Here is a 17,435-nt window from a genome sequence, read left to right on the forward strand (position 1 = left end):
ACTTGATTCAAAAAGACTGTCCATTCTGCTCATTTATTCAAGCAATCGAAGTGGTCTTAAATCCCCTTAAGCTTGCATTTCAGCAAAGACTTGTTTGGCCATATCAATGGTAAACTGAATATCTTCATCACTGTGTGCAGCTGAAATAAAGCCTGCCTCAAATGCAGATGGAGCAAGGTTTACACCACGATTTAACATCCCATGGAAGAATTTACGGAATGCTTCAATATCGCATTTTAAAATATGGTCAAAACTGCTAATTTCGGTTTGATCAGTAAAGTAAAGACCAAACAAACCACCAGCTTGTTGAGTAAAGAATGGGATTCCAGCTTCATCTGCAGCCGCTTGTAGACCTTGTAATAATTGATCTAATTTTGCAGACAAATCGGTGTAGAAGTTAGGTTGGCGAAGGGTTTCAAACATTTTGATCCCTGCTCGCATAGCCAAAGGATTACCCGACAAGGTTCCTGCTTGGTAAACCCCGCCTAAAGGCGCGATACATTCCATGATTTCACGTTTTCCACCAAATGCACCAACTGGTAATCCAGCACCAATGATTTTACCCAAAGTCGTTAAATCAGGTTTTACATTATAATATGCTTGCGCACCACCGAGTGCTACACGGAAACCTGTCATCACTTCATCAATAATAAATACTGATTTGTATTGATCACATTGCTCACGAATCGTTTCTAAGAAACCTTTGATTGGTTTAACCAGATTCATATTTCCAGCAACAGGTTCAACAATTACCCCTGCAATCTCTTGACCATATTTCGCAAAACAAGCTTTAACAGCTTCAATATCATTATATGGCAAGGTCACCGTATGCTTGGCAAAATCAGCAGGTACACCCTTTGATGTTGGCTCACCCATGGTCAACATGCCTGAACCCGCTTTAACCAATAAAGAATCTGAATGTCCGTGATAGCAACCTTCAAATTTCACAATCATGTCACGACCTGTATAACCACGCGCCAAACGAATAGCCGTCATGGTTGCTTCAGTACCTGAGTTGGTCATACGAACCAATTCAATTGATGGCATGATTTCACAGATCAAATCAGCCAGTGTGGTTTCATGTACTGTCGGTGCACCAAAGCTTAAACCATCAACTGCTGCTTCTTGTACTGCTTGGATAATATCCGGATGTGCATGACCTAAAATCATCGGCCCCCAAGAACCCACATAGTCCACATAGCGCTTGCCATCGACATCGTATAAATAAGCACCTTTGGCTTTTTCGATAAATACTGGCGTACCACCCACCCCATTAAACGCTCGTACTGGAGAATTCACTCCACCTGGAATATGTTTACTGGCTTGTTTAAACAATTGCTCTTGTTTTGGAGATAGGCTCATAAATCGACTCAATCCTGTAGAATACTAAAATTTCAAAATGATATAAAAAATCACGATACAAATTAAGATTTTGCAGTTTCTGCAAATAACTGTGCCCAAGCTGCGATACGGGCAGGAATATTTTCAACTGATAAAGCTAATATATCACTAATCACAGCGCAAAGGTCAGCACCAGCCTCAATCACAGCTTGAGAATTTTCAACTGTTAAACCGCCAATAGCACAAATAGGTAAATCAAACTTTTCAGATGCCTGCTGTAATGTCGCTAGGCCAATATTACCTGCTTCAGGTTTGGTCGATGTTGCATAAATTGCGCCAAAGGCCACATAGCTTGCTCCTTCAGCGATTGCTTTTTCAGCCAACTCAATTGAGTTTAAGCAAGTCCGCCCAATGATGACACCTTGTGGTAAACGTTGCACTGCATCTGAAATTTCACCATCAGACTGCCCAAGATGAACACCTAAACTAAATTGTTCAGCTAAATCTAAATCATCATTAATCAAAAATGGTGTCTGATACTTTTCACACAATTGCTTGATCTGCTTCACTTCATTGGCTTGGTCAGATTGAGCTACTTTTTTACGGCGATACTGAAGAATAGCGACTTGCTTAGTGCTTAAAGCAGCTTCGAGTTTTTCTAATAATAATTGGATTGGATCGTCGTTGGTAATCAGGTAAAGACCGCGCATTCAATATTCTCAAACAATCAAATAAATGGATTATAAGCAAGTTTTCTCAGCGAAGACGTGACAAAAACAAAAAAGCTTAGAAATCTCTAAGCTTTTTTGTTTAATTTATTACCTTACTGACAAGATTAGCTCTCAATTTTATCTAGACTACGGTCTTTTAAACTTAAATTGCCACGTACAATATCGGAAAGCATACGCCAGTCCGAAATAAAACTATAAAGTGGTTGCTTAAAACTTGCTGGCTTATTTTTCTCAAATACAAAATGCCCCACCCAAGCACACGCATAGCCTGAAAGCAGTCCATAGACCACGTATTTTGCTTTACGTTGACGAATTGCTTTGCTAAAAAAATAAATACCGACACTACTTCCAGCTGCATGCAAACGGCGACTCATCATGCTACGGTGTTCAGTTAAATAAAAACGATAAAATTCTGAATAGTTTTTAATTGGTAATTCAAACTTAGGGTTTTGCTCTAATTCCGATTTAGGCTCAACATACGCGTTCATGATCAATCATCCTGTTTTATTTTTAATCAGCTTAGTTTATTTTATGCTGCAATAACAGCCAAATTCAATATCAAGTCTGTTGACAATTCATCTATATTTGCGACTTCAAGTATTGCCCAGACCATACAAGTCACGAAATAGGAAATTTTGTCATTCTAAATATTTAATTAGTAACGATATAGCGGTAAAAAATACTCAAATGGCACGCTATACAAGTCTTCTGATGACACATTTTAAGTTACAATGCCAGATTAAACATTCAAGAATGTTTAACTCTCTAATAACCATGATTAACACTTAGGACCCTCACATGCTTGAAGTTGAATTAAAGTTTCAAATTCCGGAAGCCCGCCGCAATGCACTCCTCAAAGCATTAGATCCTAAAAAATCCCAAATTATTCAATTACAAGCAAAATACTACGACACGCCTGATCGTCAGATGTCCCAACACGGCGCTGCACTACGTCAACGCTTAGAAGGAACGCGTTGGGTACAAACATTAAAAGCCGCCACCAAAAGCCATTTACAACGCTTTGAAGACAATATTGATTTAGGTGAACTTGCTGAAGCCCCACATTTAGATCTTGATATTTACCAGAATAAACCCGAAGCACTTGCTGTTTTAAAAAATGCATTGGGGGATAAATTTGACGAACTTCAATTACAATTTGAAACTGACATCCAACGTACCATCCGTGTGATTCAGTTTGAAGATGCTGAAATTGAAATCAGCCTCGATATTGGTGAAGTCAGAACTGAAACCGCCAAACAAGAAATTCATGAAGTAGAATTTGAGTTAAAAAGTGGCTCAATTCAATCACTTTTAGCCTTTAGTTTTGAATGGGTTAAAAAGTATCACTTATGGCTCGATGTACGTAGTAAAGCTGAGTTTGGACACTTATTGACTGTGGATCAAAAAGTCAGTCCAGCACAGCTCAGCAAAGAAACCATTTTAAATAAAAAAGACACTGCAGATAAAAATTTACGTGTGCTTATTGCCAGTCAATTACAACATTTATTGCCAAATATTGCCGCGATTTCTGCACAGGTTGCCCAGCCTGAACATATTATTCAAGCACAGACTGCCCTACACCATTTACATTTAAGTCTTTCTCTGTTTAAAGATTGGACAGATACCAAAACGGATAAATGGTCACATCAACTTTCAGCGTTTGAGAGTCACTTTAAAAACTTACAGCATTTTGAACATATGCAACGCACATTAGGTGCTTTACTGCAAAACCCGAAAACGGCGCAAAGTTTAGATCGGGATATTTTGTATGCCAATGAAAAACTCATCAATTTGGTCAAATCGACTCAAAATGTGCAGCACTATTTAGAATTACTCATGTTCAGTTTAGGACAGTCTGCGAAAGCGCCAACCCATGACTTAAAATGGTTTGCGCAAAATACATTGCAAAATCAGTATCGACAACTACAAGAAAGTTTAAATGAAGCCGATCTATCTGACCTTGAAAGTTTAGAAGCGCTGGCTCAGCATTTAAATGAATTAAAATTTAGCTTTCCAATCCTAACTAATATCTATGATGTTAAAAACTTACAAAAATATGCGAAATCTTTAAATGATGCTCAACAAGCTTGTGAGCAATATCAAGTGCTTGCTTCATCATCATCTTACCTACAACAAACCGACCTAGAAGCCAGTGATTGGTTTGCCTTAGGCTGGCTTACCGCAAAACAAGAAGCTTATGCAGAAAAACTGCTTGAAGCGACGGAACAGTTCTTGGTCAGCCGTAAGTTTTTAAAATAAATCAGCAACAACAAGAGATGGTTTTATTGATTAAATTATTGAATAAAATCATCTCTTTAAATACTGCATAAATTTGAATATTTGTAGTCGCATGAGTATTCACGTTGCGAATTTGTAATCATTCATTAAAAACTCAAAAAAAACAATTTATCGGATTAAAATCGAGAGAATAAGTAATAAAAAAGGAACGATAAGCATGTTTGAAATTGAATTGAAATTCCAAATACCTGAAGAAAAGCAAGAAATGCTCATTAAAGCGTTTCAAAGAAAAGATACCAATATTCAGCACTTACAAGCCAAATACTATGATACGGCACAATTTATTTTGTCTGAACATTCAATTTCACTTCGTCAACGCCTTGAAGATGATCAAGAAAATCAGCAATGGGTACAAACCCTCAAACTTCCAACAGAACAAAGACTCAAACGTGCTGAATTTGAGGAAAATATCGAAAGCGCGGAAACAGAATTAGATCTAAAAAATTATCTCAGCAATAAGCATATTGCTAAAAATATTAAACACTTATTAGAGCAACATAAAGACGGATTAGAAGTTCAGTTTCAAACAGACATCGAAAGAAAGCTCAGCTTATTTAAATTTCAAAATAGTGAAATTGAAGTCAGTTATGATCATGGTCATATCATCGCCCATCAACAGCGTCTCGCATTACGTGAATTAGAATTTGAACTGAAGCAAGGCACTGTTCAAGATCTTATTTCTTTTATCTTACCTCGGATGAAACGCTATAACTTATGGCTTGATACCCGTAGCAAAGCACAGCAAGGTTTTCAGCTTGCACAAAATGCTCCAGACAATCCCGTACAGTTGCAAACGCCACTTGTTCTTGATTCAAAGGATCACCCTGAGAATGCATTAAAAAAGATCGTGAATAATTGCTTATCGCATCTACTCCCCAACACTACAGCAATTGCATCTGGAAACTTTAATTCCAAACATATTCATCAGGCACGTGTGGCAATTCGTCGCTTAAGAAGTGCTTTAAAAACCTTTTCAAATTGGTCTTTGCATATCGATCCCACTTGGCAAACACAGTTAACCGAACTATTTAGACAACTCGGTTCGGCTCGTGATTTAGATATGATTCGAGAGGAGTTATTACCTCAGCTTGAGGCTGCTGGTGTACCTAAGTTTAAACTTGCAGAACCACAAGATGTCGATTCGCAAAAATTAACCAAACTGTTTAGATCTTTTAATTTTAATTATTTGGTCCTATCCCTAATTCAATTTATTGCCCAAGAATCAAGTGAAAAATCTCAAATAGCTGTACATAAAGCAGCATTTAAAAAAGTTAGACAATTACATCGCAAAATTCAAACTGACGCAGAAAACTATTTAAATTTAGACATCGAAGCACGGCACCGTACTCGTAAAAACTTAAAGCGTTTGCGTTATAGTATTGAGTTTGTTGCATCATTATCGGATAAAAGCCAAGTCAAAAAATATTTAAAAGCTATAAAGCCTGCTCAAGAAAGTTTAGGTCTCTACAATGACCTGATTGTTGCTGAAGATGTGTTAAAAAAATTGGTCAAAACAGAACCCCAAATCTGGTTTGCTTTGGGCTGGATTGCCGCAGAACAGCAACGGCTTTTGCTGAAATCACAACAAGATTTGCTGCAGTTTGCCAAGACAGCCGTTTTAGAGTAATTGTAGCTACTATCCTGCTCTTTAAACCGAGATGCTCCGATCACAGCGGACAAAAGCGCATAAATTTTACGGAGGATATGGAATCACGTTTTCAATAATTGAACGACTCAATGCCCTGAATCAGGATCGCTTCTTCTGCACAGCTAAATTTAATATTAAATTGCCCAAAACGCATCCCATAAATACGCGCATCATCATGCTGATAAGCTGGTCGAGGATCTAAAGCCAGTACCGACTCAAGTTCAGCGATATATTTTGGGTCCATGTCAGCTGTTTGAAGAAATTTACTTTTTAATTGCTGAGCATGCTCAGACCAAATAACCTGTTTACGAACAGGCTCATGCTGGGCATAACCACTTTGCGCCGCATCCACAGCATCAGAATAATGAATATAAGGTTTAATATCGATAATCGGCGTACCATCTAAAAGGTCACTGCCTGTCACATATACACGAACTGCATTCCCCTCTTTTTTGACAGCTTTAAGTTGTACTACAGATAAACCGATCGGTGCTGGGCGATACATACTGCGTGTTGCAAATACACCGATTTTTTTATTTCCACCTAAACGTGGCGGCCTCACTTGAGGACGGAACTTATCTTTATCTTGTTGATTTTTATTGCCATGAAACTGCCAGATCAACCATAAATGACTAAATTCTTCGATTCCCTCAAATGCTTCTAAGACATTGTAGGGTGCATGCATTTCGATAAAAGACTCCACCTGAACCAGATTTGGTTGTCGAGGAATACCAAATTTTTCAACATAAGGAGAACGCATAATCCCAATAATCGGGAGACTTAACTCAGTCATAATCATTTTTTCTGATAAGTTCAATTAAATATATTCAGTTTATCGAGAATGATTTTAGATTAGAATAGCAGGCTGTTCTAATTTGATAATTTATTGAGACCTTTAATGGCTGCTTTCAACGTCGAAAAGATTACTCACGTACACCACTGGAATGACACTCTATTCAGTTTTAAGACCACACGTGATACTGCATTACGTTTTAAAAATGGTCAATTTGTGATGATTGGTCTTGAAGTCAATGGTAAGCCTTTAATGCGAGCATATTCTATTGCAAGCGCTAACTACGAAGAAGAATTAGAGTTTTTCTCAATTAAAGTGCCTGATGGTCCTTTAACTTCTATTTTGCAAAAAGTAAAAGTTGGTGATGAAATTCTAATTTCTAAAAAACCTACAGGTACTTTAGTGCTTGATGATTTGAATCCGGGTAAAAACTTATACCTTCTTTCATCGGGTACAGGGCTAGCACCATTCTTATCAACGATTCGCGATCCAGAAACCTATGAGCGTTTTGAGAAAGTTATCGTGGTACATGGTACACGCTTTATTTCTGAATTGGCTTACCAAGACCTGATTCTCAATGAACTTCCAAACAATGAGTTTTTTGAAGAGCTGGGTATTAAAGACAAATTGGTTTACTACCCAACTGTAACCCGTGAAGATTTCCATACCCAAGGTCGTGTAACTACTGCGATTGAATCTGGTGCATTATTTGAAAAAATTGGCTTACCACGTTTTAATCCTGAAACTGACCGCGCAATGCTTTGTGGTAGCCCAGCATTCCTTGACGATGTTGTCGAGCTTCTTGACCAACACGGCCTGAAAGAATCCCCTAAAATGGGTGTTTTAGGCGACTACGTGATTGAACGCGCTTTTGTTGAAAAATAATTTATTTTTCAAGCAGCGTTAAATTGAAAACCGAGGTTAAATACCTCGGTTTTTTTGAATTTAATCAATATAAATTAGTACAGCTTGATAGCTCATTTTTATTGATCTTGTATCGTTATAAAAAAGCCATACAAATGTATGGCTTTCCTTGAGTCATTTAAATCATCAATTTAGATTTTTCTGAGCTTGACCATATTGGTCAGCCATTACTTCAACCAATTGATCAGGTTTAATATACTTCTTAATCACAGCATCCACATCAGCTTTGGTCAGTTGAGCAAACTCTTGATCTCTTAAAGCACGACTATCCATTTTCTTATTGCGTTCAAGCTGGCTGTTTAACATACGATGAATTACGCGCTCATCTTCTAAAGACGTCACACGTTGCTTCATGATATTGGCTTTAGCCGCTTCCAACTCCTGACTGGTTACTCCTGTCGCTAATAAGTCATTCAGAACTTTACGCACTACTTGCGATACTTCAGCAGATTTCCCTGCTGTGTAATTGGCTTCGATCGACAATGCACCAGCTTCATTGAAAGAGTCCAAGTTTAATTGACTACCAAAACCATAAACCAACGCATTTTTTTCACGAAGCTCTTGTCCTAAACGTGAAGACAATTGCGAGTCACCCAAAATATAACTAAAGACAATCAGTGCTGCGGCATCTTTATTGTCCACACCTACAGGCAAGGTCTGCAAAGCTTGATAACTACCAAACTCACGTTGTTCTGAAAGGGCATGCACTTTCTGCGCTTTGTAAGTGGTAAATTCTGTTGATAGTCGCTGATAAGGTTGTTTAGCTGACCAATTCCCAAATTGTTGCTCAAGTAACTTCTTGATCGGTTTTGCATCATATTGCCCAGTGATAGAAATAAAGGCATGGTCCATTGCAAAGTATGTTTTATATAAATCGACAACTTGTTGGTTGGTTGCTGCTTGAATCTGTTGTTTAGCCAGTTCTGGTTCAAAATGATAACGTAAATCACCCGGCTGATAGGTTTCAAGTAGACGAGCAATGGTTAAAGAGGATACTGTTTCAGGCTCAGTATATGGTCGATCCAAACTAGATAAGCTTTGTAATTTAATTAAATCAAATTGCGATTGTTCAAATTTAGGGCTCTTCATCACCGACACGATATATTTGAAAAACTCTTCAAATTTTTCTTTTTTCGCTGAAATTTGAATAGTAATCCCGTTATCCGATGCAGTCGCAGTTGCTCCACCACTTGCTTCAATAGTTTTATCTGCAATGTTCTGTAAGCTATATTGCTCAGAAGCACGTAATAATAAATAAGCCGTAAAATCGAGGATTTGTGCCTTATTCATTAAAGATTCAGCTGTACCAAAATTAACCTCTATGGTTGCATAGGTTTTATCATCACGTGTCGAGGTCGGGAATAAGGCATACTTCATCCCATTTTTTAAAGTGCCACGTTGAATCTTTTTCTCTGTTGCAGTTAAATATTGTTTGGATTTTTCAACATATTGAGCAACTTCAGCTTGATAAACACTGACATCTTTTAAAGGTTCTACAGCAGCAGCTTGTTGATCTAAAGTTTTTGGTTTTTCAGCAGCTTGCTTTTGCTCCAAGGCCTTTTTCTGATCTTCAGGTGTCGGTTGAATATCACCATTAAAACGGTGCTGCTCAGTTAAAAATGCTTTTAAAGTTGAATTAGTTTCAGCTACGCTTAACTTTTGAATGGCCTGTTGATCTTTAAAATATTGTGCCCAATTGCCATGCGATGACACCACATAATCACTCAACATACCACCGACAGCAGCCGCACTGGTCAATAAACTCTCATTGGCATTCTGGATCAGATTTTTAACCCGTTTTAATTCAACATCATCAAAACTTTTATTCTTTTCTACATCGGCAATCAACGCACTGTCAATTTTTTGAGCATCATGGTTTGGCGCATAAATCGCCCCCATAAACACCAAGTTAAAATCATCATCTAACCATGTTGTCGACTGGACATTGGTCGCGACGCCAGTTTCCACCATACTTGAATATAGATGACCACTCGGTTGTAAGGTATATAAATATGGCGCAAGTGCTAATACCGGCTGAATTTTTTCATTCTTACCATTCATATAAATATTGAATTTGGCAAGATCACTGCCCTTTTTCACCACAAAATTACGATTTTTTATGGTTGAAGAATCAAGTACAGGCACTGTTGCTTGTTCAGGAATCTTACGTGCAGCAATCGCACTAAAGTTTTTATCAATTGCTTTTAAAACTTCTGCTTTATCAAATTTACCTGCAATCACCATCACTGCATTATTCGGTGCATACCAGTCTTTATAGAATTTGTTCAATTCATTCATTTTAATTGACTGTAGTTCAGCAAGATCACCAATCGGTAAACGACCTAATGACTTGTTGCCATAGGCTGCTTTCCACATTTGATCCATCAGCACAGCAAAAGGCTGATCCATACGCACTTCGCGTTCACGCATCACAATATTGATTTCTGAAGGAACGAATTGTTCTTGAAGCACCAATTTGTCCATACGTTGTGACTCTAAATAAATCACTTCGTTTAAGGTATTCTGGTCTGGACGTACAATATTGGTATATTTAGTCGAATAATAATCGGTACTGGCATTGGTCATTAAAGTATATTGATCTAAACGGCGTTGAAATTCTTCGCCTTTTACATCTTGTGTGCCTTTAAAGGCTAAATGTTCAAGTAAATGTGCAAGACCACCTTTGCCTTGTGGATCATTTAATGAACCAGTCAAATAAACCGTATTCATAAAGACTTTACTTTCTTTATCATTCGGTGCAAGTAAAACTCTAAAGCCATTCTCTAGCTTATATTCTTCGATATTATGTTCAGATTTAACAAGGATGGCTTGAGCAAAACTAGACGCACTAAAACCAAGAATACAAAGCGACAAGGTGAGTTTTTTCAACTGCATGAGCATAGGAGAATCCAGAATTTTTTAAATTTTAAACAGTTATAAGCTAAACATCTTAAGAAATTCTGAACAAAATTTATAGTAAAGTTTTGAAAAAAGAGCCGTTTATTTCAACGGCTTTTGTAATGATTTGAACATGTCTAGCTTAAAATCAATTTAAATAAAAATCTCAGCTTGCATAAATAACTGTGCATAGCCTGAAATTTCGATACGTTGACCGTCCTGAATATCACAAAACAATTTTCCACCGCGCGCTGATGCTTGATAACCGATAAGTTGTGTTTTACCCAGCTTTTCAGCCCATAAAGGCGCTAAACCAGTATGCATTGAACCTGTTACAGGATCTTCATCTATCCCTTTATGCGGGGCAAAATAGCGAGCCACATAATCATAATCGTTTGAAGCTGCGGTAATGGTCACATCATAGCCTGCAGACTCCGCAGTTAATGCGGTACTCACATGATATTGTTCTGCAATTTTTCGGATATTGGGTAAGTTTGGTGTTGCATTTATCACGTCTTGTGCAGATTCACAAACTAGAATATAAGCTTGCGCATTGAGGTAGACTTCTTTAAAAGGCTGATCAAAGACATGATTCAATAATTCTGGATAATCGATCACTTTTTGCGGCTGACGAATCGGGAAATTCATCTGGATCTTTCCATCCTCAGCTTGCTGGATGATAAAAATACCCAAATCTTTAACATGAAAATGAATCGTCTTCGCTTGGGTATAGTCTTTAAATAAAACAAAAGCTGAAGCTAAGGTCGCATGCCCACAAAAATCGACTTCAACCTGTGGTGTAAACCAGCGAATTTGATAATTTTCATCATCAATGCGTTTTACAAAAGCAGTTTCTGCTAAATTATTTTCTAAGGCAATATTTTGCATCAAAGCATCATCCAGCCAATCATCTAAGACCAATACAGCAGCAGGGTTGCCCTTAAATAATTGTTGTGTAAAAGCATCAACTTGGTACATTTTCATTGTCAAAACTCCTCATTTTAATCTATTCTAAGTGATACTAAAAATGATTACAGATACAGTCTATGTTTTAAAATGGTTACAGTTAAAACTTTAGCTTGATCGTATAGACCATTTAAAATACAACTGTTTTAGAGATTCATTTGAAATTTATAACCTTTCCTAGATCAATAATTATGGAATAAGCACGATGAAAATAAGCATAAAACTCCGAAGTGGCTTTATAAGCACTCGATCATCATATTTGTAAGAAAGTGATCGATAAACTGCTATTTCGAGTAGTGAATACTTTGCCTTGTTTTAATGAATCAGCGCTTAATGAATCAGAGTATGTTTGATAAACTTGAGTTGAAAAAAAACACCTAAATTTAATTTAGGTGTTTTTTATGGCATTTAAATAATATAGAAAAATAAGTTAACTATGTTTTAACTCTTCTCTCTCATCTGAAAGTAAAATGCTTTGATCTGTCTGCCCCATCAATTGACTGGTCACAACACCTGCAGTCATCGAACCATCAACATTTAACGCAGTACGCCCCATATCAATCAAAGGCTCAATGGAAATCAGCAAAGCCACCAAAGTCACAGGTAAACCCATAATCGGTAAAACAATCAGTGCAGCAAAGGTTGCGCCACCACCGACACCTGCAACGCCAATTGAACTTAAAGTCACCACGCAAGCTAAAGTTAAAATCCAGATCGGATCAAGTGGATTAATCCCCACTGTTGGGGCAACCATCACCGCAAGCATTGCTGGATATAAACCCGCACAACCATTTTGCCCAATCGTTGTACCAAATGAAGCAGAAAAGCTGGCAATAGACTCAGGCACACCCAAACGGCGAGTTTGTGCTTCTATATTTAATGGAATACTTGCCGCACTCGAACGGCTGGTAAAAGCAAAGGTCAATACAGGTAAAACCTTTTTAAAGAATCGGATTGGGTTAACGCCTGTCAGCAATAATACGACTGCATGTACCGCAAACATGATGGCTAGCCCCAGATAAGAGGCAACCAAGAAACCACCAAGATTAACAATATCAGCGGCTTTAGAACTTGCCACGACTTTCGTAATCAAGGCAAATACACCATAAGGTGTAAGCGTCATCACCAATCGAACTAACTTCATCACCCACGCTTGCAAAGTATCAATTGCAGTGACGATACGTTGGCCTTTTTCGGCATCATCTCTGATCAGGTTAAGCCCGGCCAAACCGAGCATCGTAGCAAAGATCACCACACTAATGATTGAGGTTGGATGTGCCCCAGTGAGTTCAGCAAATGGATTTGTCGGCAAAAAAGATAAAATAAAATCAGGTACATTTAAGTCTGTGACTTTACCAATATATTCAGATTGAATTGCTTCAAGACGTGCTGTTTCCTGTGTCCCCTGTACAAGACCAGCCGCACTTAATCCAAATAGATTGACCACAAACACGCCAACCAAAGCGGCAATAAACGTGGTGATTAATAATGTACCAATACTAAAAATACTAATCTTGCCTAATGAGGATGCATTATGTAACTTAATCACAGCACTCAGGATCGAAACCAGCACTAATGGCATCACTACCATTTGCAAAAGCTTAACATAACCATTTCCAACGATATTAAACCATTGAATAGACTCGGTTAAAATTTCAGAATTTGTACCATAAACCCAATGTAATCCTAGCCCAAATACCACACCTAAACATAAACCGGCAAACACTTTTTTAGCCAGACTCCAATCTGTCTTTCTGGTTTGCATCAGCAGTATGATCAAGGCAATGAATATGACAATATTCAAAATGAGCGTATAGTTCATTCGAGTTCCAATAGTTTTGATCGTTTTATTATAAGCTTATTGTGAAATATCCAATAGTCTTTAGCATTTTTTGATATTTAAGTGTTGTTTTCGCAACATGCACTATTAATAATAAAAACATCACTTTAGCGCGCTCATGAATTTTTTGTATAAGCTTATACAAATAAAGACTAACACCCAGAATATAGGCCATCTCATGAATTCACATATCCAAACTGTTGAACTTTCTAAGGCTTATCGCCTGTTAAATCACGGTCCAACCGTGCTTGTCTCAGCCCAGTATGAAAACGAAAAAAATGTCATGGCAGCAGCTTGGGCTTGTGCATTAGAACTTGTGCCTGCCAAAGTGAGTGTGGTTTTAGACAAAAGTACAAAAACTCGTGAATTAGTTGAAAAGTCAGGTCATTTCATCCTACAAGTACCGACACTCAAACAACTTAAGCTGGTACAACAATTAGGCTCAATCAGTCAGTTTAATGATCCTGAAAAACTCTCACACTGCCATACGCCACTTTTCCAATTTGATGGATTTCAGCTCCCTGCGGTTGAAGGCTGCGCTGCATGGTTGATCTGTGAACTGATTCCTGAACCGCATAATCAACAAAGCCATGATTTATTTATAGGCAAAGTCGTCGCTGCGTATGCGGATGATCGTGTATTTCGCAATGGTCACTGGTATTACCATGAAGTTGGTGCTGAATGGAAAAGCCTACATCATGTTGCAGGTGGACATTACTATACGATCGGAGACCCTGTAGATGCCAATCTATAATCTATAGGCTTAATCCTTACGAAATTTGCTTGTCGATGGGTCAATCTGTTCTAAATCACGTTTAATTCATAATTGTTCAATAATCTAAACAGACTGAGCCCATCATATTAATCATACTTATCGCAGAGTAAGCTTCGATTTTACCAACTGGTTAAGTTATGTGAATAAGCCCTGATTATTCCCAAACTAAATACTGATTATTTATTGTCATTTTTTTAAATTCACCTTAAGGTGAATTAACGGAAAATGGATAATCTGCACAATGACCAAGATCGGATCGAATAAAATTCAGCTGAGTATCTTTCTATGCCTGTGTATGTGTTTAGGCATTGGCATTCTCCGATTTTCCTATACTGCATTATTGCCCTCTACCCGTCTTGCTTATCAGTGGGACTCCAGTTTTGCCAGTATATTAAGCAGTGCAAATTTGTTGGGGTATTTAATTGGTGCATTTTGGGCAATGAAACTGCCTCAAAACTTTACCATGCCTCGATATATCATTTTGGCGGCATTTTCTGGAACGGTGAGTTTACTCAGTTGTGCTTTTTCAGGTCTTCCTGAAAGCTGGTATGTCTTTTGGCGTGTCATTTCAGGCATCAGTGGTGGCTTATTGATGATTCTAGCACCCAGTATCGTTGCACATTGCAGCAAAGCTGAAGAACGTTTAACCATCAACTTCATTGGCTTTAGTGGTATTGGCATTGGGGTATTATTGGCAACCCTTTTTTTGCCTTATCTCGACAGAATCAACACACAATCTGCTTGGATGATTTTATTTGCATTCTCTGCTGTCATTTGTTTGATCATTGTTTATTTACTCAATCTGTTTAAAGATCATCTAGATCATATCAGCGTAGCAAACAATCAAACGGGGACAGTCAATGGTATGTATTTTAGTTTGCTGATTGTCTATGCTTCAAGCGCTTTTGCCTATGTTCCCCACTCATTGTTTTGGATTGATTATCTTAAAAACACCCTGCATCTTAATTTATATCTAATTAACTTGAATTGGATTTTGTATGGTTCAGGCAGTGCCTTGGGTGCAATTAGTGCCTACTTATTGGCACGAAAATTTGGCAATTTTACCGCATTAAAAATATTATATAGCCTATATGTCTTGGCAATCTTTATTGCTATTTTTTCAACCCATCCAATCCTTACCTATACCTCATCCTTTTTTACTGGTTTGCTTAATCCTGCTGTGGTTTTCCTTACTTCATATACCATTTTACACCTTTATCATGTGGCCTATAAAAAACTATGGAGCATAGCGACATTAGCTTTTGCCGTAACCCAATTGGTTGGTGGAATCTGTTTTAGTAGCTTGCAACATTGGGGTGTCTCCTATCATCAGCAATTTATACTTGCCTCATGTGTACTCGCTGTAGGTACAGCACAATTTTTTATCTATTCTCAAACCCATCAAGCACAACTGCATAAAAGCTAAAATAAATGATCATGTTGTGTGAATCATATCGCGATTAAAAGCTTCTCCCCCCCCCTTTGAAGAAGATGAGGATGAGGGTGCTTTATCTTAATCTATGCTTTAAAAAAGGACAGATGAAAGAAGCCTAGTGCTTCGTTTTAGAATCGCGCCAATCTAAACACGCTAAGCTTTATCCACCGTAAAATAATCGGCTTTGCACAAAGAAATAATTTAGATATCAACCTCAAACACATAAGTTTTAGCTTTCACTTAAAGCACTTTGCCCACAATTATTGACCATTTGGCATATAAATTGCTCTTTGTAATACAGGGATGGCAAAGTCATAAAGGTTTTAAGATGAATACTGAAATTAAAAAAATTCAACCTGAAGATGAAGTTTTAAGTGCGGGAAAGAACCTGACATTTGGTTTACAGCATGTACTCACCATGTATGGTGGTCTGATTGCGGCACCTTTGGTCGTAGGTACGGCGATTGGTCTAAATGCAGCTGAAATTGCCTTATTAATTACGGCATCTATTCTTGTGGGTGGTTTGGCAACATTACTACAAACGCTTGGACTAAAGTGGTTTGGTGCAAAACTTCCAATTGTACAAGGCACTTCATTTGCTGCTGTCGCAAGCATGATCGCGATTGGTACAACTGGGGGAAATATTCAAACGATTTTCGGTGCTGTGATTGTCAGTTCTATTTTCGGGATATTGATTACCCCCTTTTTCTCAAAAATAGTGCGTTTCTTTCCACCGATTGTGACGGGTTCAATTATTACCATTATCGGGATTTCACTTTTACCTGTTGCAATCCGCTGGATTATGGGCGGTAACCCTAAAGCACCCGAATGGGGCTCACTAGAAAATATTGGGATTGCAGCCTTTACTCTCGGTGTGCTACTTGTGGTGAGTCGCTTTGGTTCAGCTACAATGGCGCGCCTAGGCGTACTCATCTCAATTATTGTTGGTGCAATTTTTACCATCCTGCTTGGTGTTGCCGACTTTTCAAAAGTGGGCAATGGTGATTTATTTGCTTTCCCACATCTATTTGCTTTTGGTCTACCGAGCTTTGAAATGTCCGCGATCTTAACCATGTGTATCGTGACCATCGTAATCCTTACTGAAACAACAGCCAGCCTTTTAGCGATTGGTGAAATTGTTGATACAAAAATGGATAGTCATCGTTTGGCAGATGGTTTAAGAGCAGACATGCTATCTTCTGCGATTGCGCCATTATTTGGTTCATTTATGCAATGTGCTTTTGTCCAAAACGTGGGGCTGGTTGCCATTTCAGGTGTTAAAAGTCGTTTTGTCGTAGCAACGGGTGGTGCTATTTTAGTTGTACTGGGTTTATTACCGATTTTCGGACGCTTAATTGCTGCGATTCCGATGCCTGTTTTAGGTGGCGCAGGTATTGTTTTATTTGGTAGCGTTGCAGCAAGCGGTATTCGTACATTATCTAAAGTGGATTATCAAACCCAATCCAATCTTATCATTGTTGCTGTGTCGATCTGTGTCGGCTTAATTCCTTTAATCAGCCCTGATTTCTTTCATGCATTTCCCAAAGTATTCCAAACTTTATTTCATTCAGGAATAAGTGCGACATGTATAGCAGCAGTATTACTCAATATTTTCTTTAATCACTTTTCATTTGGTAAAAAATCTGTTGGATCTTCAGTCAAAAATGTACAAACGGCCATACATTGAGATAAAAAAGCAGAGCTTTAATAAAAGCTCTGCTTTTTTAGATTGTTAAATTCAATAAATTGATAAGCATCTAACAAATGATCACTATTTCTATCTGAC

General features: G+C 37.9%; 13 protein-coding genes. 6 read left to right on the top strand and 7 right to left on the bottom strand.

The window, feature by feature from the left end:
* Nucleotides 1-66 precede the first annotated feature (66 nt).
* The 3 genes from hemL to ASC84_RS14710 all read right to left on the bottom strand — a co-directional run bounded on the left by hemL (nt 67) and on the right by ASC84_RS14710 (nt 2,560).
* The gene (hemL, locus tag ASC84_RS14700; RefSeq protein ID WP_004721899.1) at nt 67-1,362 is read right to left on the bottom strand and encodes a glutamate-1-semialdehyde 2,1-aminomutase; all 1,296 of its coding nucleotides are present in this window, start codon (nt 1,360-1,362) and stop codon (nt 67-69) included.
* A 62-nt stretch (nt 1,363-1,424) separates the two neighbouring features.
* Complete coding sequence (thiE, locus tag ASC84_RS14705; RefSeq protein ID WP_056516021.1) at nt 1,425-2,051, bottom strand: thiamine phosphate synthase; 627 nt, start codon at nt 2,049-2,051, stop codon at nt 1,425-1,427.
* Between the two features lie 125 nt (nt 2,052-2,176).
* Complete coding sequence (locus ASC84_RS14710) at nt 2,177-2,560, bottom strand: DUF962 domain-containing protein (RefSeq protein WP_004721901.1); 384 nt, start codon at nt 2,558-2,560, stop codon at nt 2,177-2,179.
* Between the two features lie 310 nt (nt 2,561-2,870).
* Between ASC84_RS14710 and ASC84_RS14715 the strand changes: the two genes are divergently transcribed.
* Together ASC84_RS14715 and ASC84_RS14720 are read left to right on the top strand one after the other, a co-directional pair.
* Nucleotides 2,871-4,331: a CYTH domain-containing protein gene (locus tag ASC84_RS14715; protein WP_004820133.1), complete on the top strand. Its 1,461-nt coding sequence runs from the start codon at nt 2,871-2,873 to the stop codon at nt 4,329-4,331.
* A 196-nt stretch (nt 4,332-4,527) separates the two neighbouring features.
* Nucleotides 4,528-5,997 (top strand): CHAD domain-containing protein, encoded by a 1,470-nt coding sequence (locus ASC84_RS14720; RefSeq protein ID WP_056516025.1) that lies wholly within the window; start codon nt 4,528-4,530, stop codon nt 5,995-5,997.
* Nucleotides 5,998-6,088: 91 nt separating this feature from the next.
* Here ASC84_RS14720 and tsaA read toward each other — a convergent pair whose 3' ends face one another.
* The gene (gene tsaA, locus ASC84_RS14725; RefSeq protein WP_056516030.1) at nt 6,089-6,817 is read right to left on the bottom strand and encodes a tRNA (N6-threonylcarbamoyladenosine(37)-N6)-methyltransferase TrmO; all 729 of its coding nucleotides are present in this window, start codon (nt 6,815-6,817) and stop codon (nt 6,089-6,091) included.
* Nucleotides 6,818-6,916: 99 nt separating this feature from the next.
* Here tsaA and ASC84_RS14730 point away from each other — a divergent pair, with 99 nt between their 5' ends.
* On the top strand, nt 6,917-7,696 hold the full coding sequence (locus ASC84_RS14730; protein WP_004721908.1) for a ferredoxin--NADP reductase: 780 nt from the start codon (nt 6,917-6,919) through the stop codon (nt 7,694-7,696).
* A 165-nt stretch (nt 7,697-7,861) separates the two neighbouring features.
* Here ASC84_RS14730 and ASC84_RS14735 read toward each other — a convergent pair whose 3' ends face one another.
* The 3 genes from ASC84_RS14735 to ASC84_RS14745 form a co-directional block, all read right to left on the bottom strand.
* Nucleotides 7,862-10,636, bottom strand: coding sequence for a pitrilysin family protein (locus ASC84_RS14735; RefSeq protein WP_056516031.1), 2,775 nt, complete (start codon nt 10,634-10,636; stop codon nt 7,862-7,864).
* A gap of 150 nt (nt 10,637-10,786) precedes the next feature.
* Nucleotides 10,787-11,617 (bottom strand): PhzF family phenazine biosynthesis protein, encoded by an 831-nt coding sequence (locus ASC84_RS14740; protein ID WP_056516034.1) that lies wholly within the window; start codon nt 11,615-11,617, stop codon nt 10,787-10,789.
* A 412-nt stretch (nt 11,618-12,029) separates the two neighbouring features.
* Nucleotides 12,030-13,421: an L-cystine transporter gene (locus tag ASC84_RS14745; RefSeq protein WP_056516037.1), complete on the bottom strand. Its 1,392-nt coding sequence runs from the start codon at nt 13,419-13,421 to the stop codon at nt 12,030-12,032.
* A gap of 196 nt (nt 13,422-13,617) precedes the next feature.
* Between ASC84_RS14745 and ASC84_RS14750 the strand changes: the two genes are divergently transcribed.
* The 3 genes from ASC84_RS14750 (at nt 13,618) to ASC84_RS14760 (ending at nt 17,336) form a co-directional block, all read left to right on the top strand.
* On the top strand, nt 13,618-14,193 hold the full coding sequence (locus ASC84_RS14750; RefSeq protein ID WP_056516040.1) for a flavin reductase family protein: 576 nt from the start codon (nt 13,618-13,620) through the stop codon (nt 14,191-14,193).
* 262 nt (nt 14,194-14,455) lie between these two features.
* Complete coding sequence (locus ASC84_RS14755) at nt 14,456-15,640, top strand: YbfB/YjiJ family MFS transporter (RefSeq protein WP_056516043.1); 1,185 nt, start codon at nt 14,456-14,458, stop codon at nt 15,638-15,640.
* A 337-nt stretch (nt 15,641-15,977) separates the two neighbouring features.
* On the top strand, nt 15,978-17,336 hold the full coding sequence (locus ASC84_RS14760) for a nucleobase:cation symporter-2 family protein (RefSeq protein ID WP_056516047.1): 1,359 nt from the start codon (nt 15,978-15,980) through the stop codon (nt 17,334-17,336).
* Nucleotides 17,337-17,435: the final 99 nt, after the last annotated feature.

Origin of the sequence: Acinetobacter sp. Root1280, assembly GCF_001425285.1 — a bacterium.
In the GTDB taxonomy this organism is placed as follows: Bacteria; Pseudomonadota; Gammaproteobacteria; order Pseudomonadales; family Moraxellaceae; genus Acinetobacter; species Acinetobacter guillouiae.

Excerpts from the sequence above, each read along its gene's own strand:
- ASC84_RS14730 (WP_004721908.1), top strand. The coding sequence starts at position 6,917 with ATGGCTGCTTTCAACGTCGAAAAGATTACTCACGTACACCACTGGAAT.
- ASC84_RS14745 (WP_056516037.1), bottom strand. The coding sequence starts at position 13,421 with ATGAACTATACGCTCATTTTGAATATTGTCATATTCATTGCCTTGATC.
- ASC84_RS14740 (WP_056516034.1), bottom strand. The coding sequence starts at position 11,617 with ATGAAAATGTACCAAGTTGATGCTTTTACACAACAATTATTTAAGGGC.
- ASC84_RS14735 (WP_056516031.1), bottom strand. The coding sequence starts at position 10,636 with ATGCTCATGCAGTTGAAAAAACTCACCTTGTCGCTTTGTATTCTTGGT.
- ASC84_RS14760 (WP_056516047.1), top strand. The coding sequence starts at position 15,978 with ATGAATACTGAAATTAAAAAAATTCAACCTGAAGATGAAGTTTTAAGT.
- ASC84_RS14710 (WP_004721901.1), bottom strand. The coding sequence starts at position 2,560 with ATGAACGCGTATGTTGAGCCTAAATCGGAATTAGAGCAAAACCCTAAG.
- hemL (WP_004721899.1), bottom strand. The coding sequence starts at position 1,362 with ATGAGCCTATCTCCAAAACAAGAGCAATTGTTTAAACAAGCCAGTAAA.
- thiE (WP_056516021.1), bottom strand. The coding sequence starts at position 2,051 with ATGCGCGGTCTTTACCTGATTACCAACGACGATCCAATCCAATTATTA.
- ASC84_RS14715 (WP_004820133.1), top strand. The coding sequence starts at position 2,871 with ATGCTTGAAGTTGAATTAAAGTTTCAAATTCCGGAAGCCCGCCGCAAT.
- ASC84_RS14720 (WP_056516025.1), top strand. The coding sequence starts at position 4,528 with ATGTTTGAAATTGAATTGAAATTCCAAATACCTGAAGAAAAGCAAGAA.
- ASC84_RS14755 (WP_056516043.1), top strand. The coding sequence starts at position 14,456 with ATGACCAAGATCGGATCGAATAAAATTCAGCTGAGTATCTTTCTATGC.
- ASC84_RS14750 (WP_056516040.1), top strand. The coding sequence starts at position 13,618 with ATGAATTCACATATCCAAACTGTTGAACTTTCTAAGGCTTATCGCCTG.
- tsaA (WP_056516030.1), bottom strand. The coding sequence starts at position 6,817 with ATGATTATGACTGAGTTAAGTCTCCCGATTATTGGGATTATGCGTTCT.